Origin of the sequence: Marinobacter lacisalsi, from assembly GCF_042651045.1 — a bacterium.
Lineage (GTDB): Bacteria > Pseudomonadota > Gammaproteobacteria > Pseudomonadales > Oleiphilaceae > Marinobacter > Marinobacter lacisalsi.
The window spans coordinates 1-2967 of sequence record NZ_JBHSDI010000041.1; the positions used below are offsets into that span (position 1 = coordinate 1).

Annotated in this window: 2 protein-coding genes and 1 pseudogene; 2 read left to right on the forward strand and 1 reads right to left on the reverse strand. The window is 50.5% G+C overall.

Annotated features, from left to right (window positions below; translation table 11 throughout):
• Positions 1–276, reverse strand: a pseudogene (locus ACFOZ5_RS13505) (transposase); the annotation flags it as partial.
• Between the two features lie 660 nt (positions 277–936).
• Between ACFOZ5_RS13505 and ACFOZ5_RS13510 the strand changes: the two are divergent.
• Entirely contained in the window at positions 937–2370 is a 1434-nt protein-coding gene (locus tag ACFOZ5_RS13510; protein WP_379888175.1) for an aminotransferase-like domain-containing protein, read from the forward strand.
• Positions 2371–2570: 200 nt separating this feature from the next.
• Entirely contained in the window at positions 2571–2777 is a 207-nt protein-coding gene (locus tag ACFOZ5_RS13515) for a group II intron maturase-specific domain-containing protein (protein WP_379888177.1), read from the forward strand.
• Positions 2778–2967 lie beyond the last annotated feature (190 nt).

Below are 2967 nucleotides of genomic sequence, written 5' to 3' on the forward strand. Positions count from 1 at the left end.
CGTTGCGCGGGATAACCCGACGAGTGAACAGGCTTTGCGCTCGGATATCGCTGTCTCCGACAGCATGGTGCGCACAGCCTCGCGCTTGTTCCCGACGGTCAGTACTTTCGGTTAAGGGCGGGCTTCAGAGACCTCCAGGCCGCCATACTTCTTGCGCCAGGTATAGAAGGTTGCGTCCGAAATGTTGTACTTCCGGCACAGCTCTTTGACCGGGAGGCCAGCCTCGGCTTCCTTCAGAATGGGAATGATCTGTTCTTCGGTGAATCGCTTCTTCATGTTCATCTTCCTCTCTGGTGATGAACATTACTAAGATCACGATGGATTAGAAAGTTGGGTGTAGGTCAGACTGTCTTGTTGCTTTGGATCGGGCCATCGCTTAAGTTAAACTTGGGAGTTGTCTGAAAGGTCAATATACTAGGCTGATACTGAGTCGGGGGTGCCAGACCTGTTTTCGCGCGCTCCCAAAATGCTGCACGATTATCATCAAGGAGCTGCAGTTATCCTAAGTTGTGCGCTAAAGTGAACACCCCGTAAAGAAGGAGCGTTGTAAATGACAAGGATTCGGTTAGCACTCTGCATTGCCTCCCCCATCATTTTACCGAGGAACGTCTGGCCAATACCGATCTTTCCACACCCGCTAACCTCGGTGCAGATCATCGCGTCAAACGTTCCAAAGGCAACAGTACTGGTGCCGGTGGGCGAATAGACATTCGAATCTGAGGGCTGTTCTACCACACAACGGATGCCCTCTACGCAGTTTCGGCCGTTTGCTGCGCAGAAACCTCAAGTGGCCGGGATCTGCCTGTCGACTGGACTTAGGAGAAAGCAAGGCTCTGGCCGGTTTAGACTTTGCCGGCGCTAGCTGCACCTCCTGCTCGTATCCTTAGATACGGCTGCTTCATTCACCGAATCGAATTTCAGCTCTGAGGACACTGTATGAGAGCAATGCCCCGGCAACGCAGTAAAAAGTACCTGTATTCAACCATAGTCGAGTATATCGAATCCGTGATGTTGTCCAAAGGCTCGGAGGGGGAACGGCTGCCCTCTATAAGAGATATTTGCCAAATTTTTGAGGTTTCACCTCCAACAGTGGTTCGAGCCTACTCCGAGCTAGAGCGCAAAGGTAAAGTTGTAGCCAGACCGAAGTCCGGCTATTACACGGCAAATGATCGTGCGTCAGTTAGGGTAGACGCTCAAGAGAGCCCACTGAATATGGTTTACTTGAACTCTAGAGCGGCTGGGGTTATTCCATTGAGTATCGATTTTCCGTCTAAGTTCTCCCCACTGCCAGTCCGCCTAAATAGATACATCCGCCGCTCTACCGATTCCAGTCCGTCAGAATTAACGCGTTCAAGCTTATATGGTGAGCCAAAGCTCCGCGCGGCAATCGCTTGGTTTTATTCAACCAAAGGAATGAATAGCTGGGCTTACGACGACGTCTACATCACCAACGGTTTTCAGGTTGCCCTAATTTCTGTTCTAAAAAGTGTGGCTCGCGGCGACCATGTTTTAGTGGAGTCGCCATGCTCTTGGCTTATACTAAAGGTCGTGGAAGTACTTGGGTTTCGACCGGTCGAGTTAGATCTGAATTGCTGCTCGGGGGATGTTTTACTAGACGCAGAATTCGCTATAAGGGAGCATGGAATAACCGCTGCAATCTTTTCTTCTAATATAAACCCCGTTACCGGGTCTCTACCTTCGTCAGACATTTTAACCGGTATTAAAAAGATCATGAGAGAGGGGAAGGTTTTCGCAATTGAGGTTAACACTTACGGGGACGTAATGTTTGACCCGAGCGCGTCATGTCTGCGGCAATCTTATGATAAAGAGTATGTCGTATCGGTAGGCAGCTTCAGCAAAACAATTGGGCCAGGAATAAACGTGGGTTACGTTATCTCCTCTAGCCATAAAGAAAAAATTACAGAGGTGCTCCAGTTTTCGCCAAACGTGGTACCTGCATACATGCAAAACGCACTAGCGAAAATGTTTGTGGACGGGCATTACCGGCGGGATCTGGAGGAGCTATGCAACAGACTTAAGTACCACATGAGAATTATGGAGGGAATGCTTGAGGGGATGCGTCGCGATGAGCTCATAGATTATCGTATTCCTGCTGGAGGGGCGGTATTTTGGTTGAGGTTGAAAAGGGGGGTGAGAGCAATGGACGTGTACCGGCTACTTATCGACCAAGGAATAGCTGTCGCCCCAGGAAATATCTTTTCAGCAACAGGTAACTTCGACGACTATTTGAGAATTAGCTATGCCACCGATTGGAGCTTGGACATACCGGGAGCACTTGCCGCTCTGGCATCGGGCATATTGTATCTTAGCAAACGGCGCGTCGACGGTGGAATGCCTTTTCTGCAGTAAGTGTGAAAGCATCATAACATGCAGCCATGTTAGGTTCTGTGGACTACCACCATTCAGTATCACTTTGGAGTTAAGGTTTGCCCGGTCTCACCACGTCCAAAAGCACCGTCCTGATCGCGGCTCAGACTCCCATATCGCAATCGTTACAATCTGAGTCTGGCAGATATATCGCGACTATATAACCTGATTTTTGGGGTTAGCTGGCGTATTATGGAAGGTTCTATCGCTCTGCCATGTACCCGGTGCTGCGACATTTCAACCGGACGTTGGTGGCTTGGGCGATGATGAAGTTCCAGCGCCTGAAAGGCCGGAAGATGCGGGCAAGTGAGCTTCTGAGAACACTGGCTAAAACCCGGCCTCCCCAGTTTGTACATTGGCAGCGAGGTATGGTGGGTGACTTTGCTTGATGGGAGCGGTGCGAATCGAGAGGTTCACGCACCGCTCTGCGAGAGCAGAGTCTGTCAACGTAGTTGTGTGTGCCACAGGAATGCGGTAAGCGCTCCACCAACCCCATCTTAACGGTCTGACCGGAATTCGCCAGACTCCCAGCCTCTGACTGAAGGAGGCTGACCATGAACCATCAACTGACCTCGACCC

Excerpts from the sequence above, each read along its gene's own strand:
- ACFOZ5_RS13510 (WP_379888175.1), top strand. The coding sequence starts at position 937 with ATGAGAGCAATGCCCCGGCAACGCAGTAAAAAGTACCTGTATTCAACC.